The 2,960-nt window shown below is 62.4% G+C and carries 3 protein-coding genes; all 3 read left to right on the top strand.

The genetic code is table 11. The features are described 5' to 3' along the window. Positions 1 to 125: 125 nt before the first annotated feature. Entirely contained in the window at positions 126 to 1,229 is a 1,104-nt protein-coding gene (sfnG, locus tag EOD15_RS31880; RefSeq protein ID WP_127409185.1) for a dimethylsulfone monooxygenase SfnG, read from the top strand. A 123-nt stretch (positions 1,230 to 1,352) separates the two neighbouring features. Beyond that, positions 1,353 to 2,288 (top strand): ABC transporter ATP-binding protein, encoded by a 936-nt coding sequence (locus tag EOD15_RS31875; protein WP_127322037.1) that lies wholly within the window; start codon positions 1,353 to 1,355, stop codon positions 2,286 to 2,288. Further along, on the top strand, positions 2,285 to 2,960 hold a 676-nt coding region (locus tag EOD15_RS31870), incomplete at its 3' end, for a branched-chain amino acid ABC transporter permease (protein WP_148129743.1). The genes EOD15_RS31875 and EOD15_RS31870, both read left to right, overlap by 4 nt.

Here is a 2,960-nt window from a genome sequence, read left to right as displayed (position 1 = left end):
TCCCAAGAGAGCCCCAAAAACGGAAAATCCTTCTTTGTATATATATTCTATAAACATAATAAATATCCGCGAAGTCCGGCTGAGGCCGGATCGATCAATGACACGGCCTGAATGGGAGACATTTCATGGCACACGCAGAGACCGACGCGATCAAGTTTGCTTACTGGGTGCCGAATGTTTCGGGCGGCCTGGTGATCTCCAACATCGAGCAGCGCACCAACCATTCGGCCGAGTATAACCGCAAGCTGGCGCAGATCGCCGAGAGGTCCGGCTTCGACTACGCGCTCAGCCAGATCCGTTTCACCGCCGGCTACGGCGCCGACGAACAGCACGAATCGGTGGCGTTCAGCCATGATCTGCTGGCGGCGACCACCACGCTCAAGGTCATCGCCGCGATTCTGCCCGGGCCATGGAACCCGGCGCTGGCGGCCAAGCAGATCGCCACCATCAGCTACCTGACCAATGGCCGCGTCGCGATCAATCTTGTCTCCGGCTGGTTCCGCGGCGAGTTCCACGCCATTGGCGAGCATTGGCTCGATCATGACGAGCGCTACCGCCGCTCGGAAGAATTCATTCGTGCGCTGCGCGGAATATGGACTGAAGACAGCTTCACCTTCCGTGGTGATTTCTACCGCTTCAACGAATATTCGCTGAAGCCGAAGCCGCCGCAGCCGCTGCCCGAAATCTTCCAGGGCGGCTCGTCGCGCGCCGCGCGCGACATGGCATCGCGCGTCTCGGACTGGTACTTCACCAACGGCAACACGCCGGCCGAAATCGCCAAGCAGGTCGACGATATCAGGATCAAGGCGAAGGCCAACAACCATTCCGTGAAGGTTGGCGTCAACGCTTTCGCTGTCGTTCGCGAGACCGAGGACGAGGCGAGGGCAGTGCTCGCCGAAATCATCGCCAAGGCCAATCCCGAGGCTGTCAATGCTTTCGGCCATGAGGTCAAGAACGCCGGTAAGGCCTCGCCGGAAGGTGAGGGCAATTGGGCGAAATCGTCCTTCGACGACCTGGTCCAGTACAATGACGGTTTCCGCTCCAACCTGATCGGTACTCCTAGGCAGGTTGCTCAACGCGTCGTCGACCTGAAGCGCGCGGGTGCGGATCTCATCCTGCTCGGTTTCCTGCACTTCCAGGAAGAGGTCGAGTATTTCGGCAAGCATGTCATCCCGCTCGTTCGCGAATTGGAAGACGCCGAGGCAGCGGCGTCGCTGGCGGCGGAATAGTACCCGCACAGGTTGGCCGGAGAGATTCCGGCCAGCACACGCATGAAAGCTACCCGGCGCGCTCGTGCCATCGAGCAGCAATGAGGATTTGCGCGCATGCTGAAGCAATCGAGGACAATTGGAATGCCTCTGCCCACTTATACGCTCGGAGTGATGGAGGCTTCCGCCTATGCACCGGAGGTCTTTGCGCGCGGCCTGCCGTCAAGCCCACGGCCGGAGCAGTCGTTCGAAGATGTCGCCAAGCCGGCAGGGGCCGTTGCCGGCGCTACCTCTCCCTTGCTCGCGCTTCAGGGCATCAGCCTGTCGTTCGGCGGCGTCGTCGCACTGGCCGACGTCGACCTGTCGGTTCTGTCAGGCGAGATCCGCGCCATCATCGGCCCTAACGGCGCCGGCAAGAGCTCGCTGATCAACGTCATCAGCGGCGTCTACAGGCCGGATCGCGGTCATGTCCAGCTCGACGGTACCTTCTATGCCCAGGTCCCGACGCAGCGGCTGGCCCATCTCGGCGTCGCCAGAACCTTCCAGAACCTTGCACTGTTCAAGGGCCTCAGCGTCCTCGACAATGTCGCCTCTGGCCTTGCCTACAAGGTTCGCTCCAACTTTGCCGGCCAGGTGCTCGGCATCGGCCGCTCGCGTGGCGAGCAGCGCGATTCACGCAGCCGTGCCGAACAGGTCCTCGAATTCCTCCATCTCACCGCCATTCGCGACCGTCTTGTCGGCACTTTGCCTTATGGGCTGCAGAAGCGTGTCGAACTGGCCCGCGCTCTGGTGGCCGAGCCGCGCCTGCTTTTGCTCGATGAACCGATGGCCGGCATGACAGCGAGCGAAAAGAGCGAGATGGCGGCTTTCGTCCGCGCCGCGCGCGATCGTTTCGCCACCACCGTGGTGTTGATCGAGCACGATGTCGGCGTCGTCATGGGTCTGTCCGATCGAATCGCCGTCCTCGACTACGGCCGCAAGATCGCCGACGCCACGCCCGATGAAGTCAGGAACGACCAGCGCGTCATCGATGCCTATCTCGGCGTCGCCTCGGACAATGAGGACGGGGCAGGCATATGATCGCCGGTTTCGACTACCAGTTCTTCATCGAAGTGCTCGTCGGAGGCCTGCTCTCAGGCGTCATGTATTCGCTTGTCGCGATCGGCTTCGTGCTCATCTACAAGACCTCGGGCGTGCTCAATTTCGCGCAAGGCGCGATGCTGCTGTTTGCGGCACTCACCTTCGTCAGCCTTGTCGAGCGCGGCATTCCCTTCGCGCTGGCGCTGGTGGTCACCTTCGCCATCATGGTGGCGATCGGCATCGCCATCGAGCGCACGGTGCTCAGGCCACTGACCAACAAGCCGCCGATCACCCTGTTCATGGCGACGCTCGGCCTGTCCTACATCATCGAAGGCGCCGCCCAGCTGATCTGGGGCACGCAGGTCCATGGCCTCGATCTCGGCATCGAGGACGTGCCGCTGGAAATCGGCGGCGTGCTGATCAGCCAGTTCGACATCTTCGCGGCCGTGGTCGCTGCCGGCATGGTCCTGCTGCTGTCGCTGTTCTTCCGCTACACCCGCATCGGCCTCTCGTTCCGCGCGGTCGCGGATGACCAGTTCGCCGCTCTCGCGGTCGGCCTCAGGCTGCCCTTGATTTGGGCCACCGTCTGGGCTGCTGCCGGCCTCGTCGCGCTGGTGGCGGGACTGCTGTGGGGCGCACGCCTCGGCGTGCAGTTCTCGCTGTCGCTGGTGG

It is taken from the genome of Mesorhizobium sp. M7A.T.Ca.US.000.02.2.1 (genome assembly GCF_003996995.1).
Lineage (GTDB): Bacteria > Pseudomonadota > Alphaproteobacteria > Rhizobiales > Rhizobiaceae > Mesorhizobium.
Note: the sequence above shows the minus strand (reverse complement) of the source record. Positions and strands in the feature narration are given on the sequence as shown.

Coding starts and splice junctions, on each gene's coding strand:
- EOD15_RS31875 (WP_127322037.1), top strand. CDS start 1,353: ATGCCTCTGCCCACTTATACGCTCGGAGTGATGGAGGCTTCCGCCTAT.
- sfnG (WP_127409185.1), top strand. CDS start 126: ATGGCACACGCAGAGACCGACGCGATCAAGTTTGCTTACTGGGTGCCG.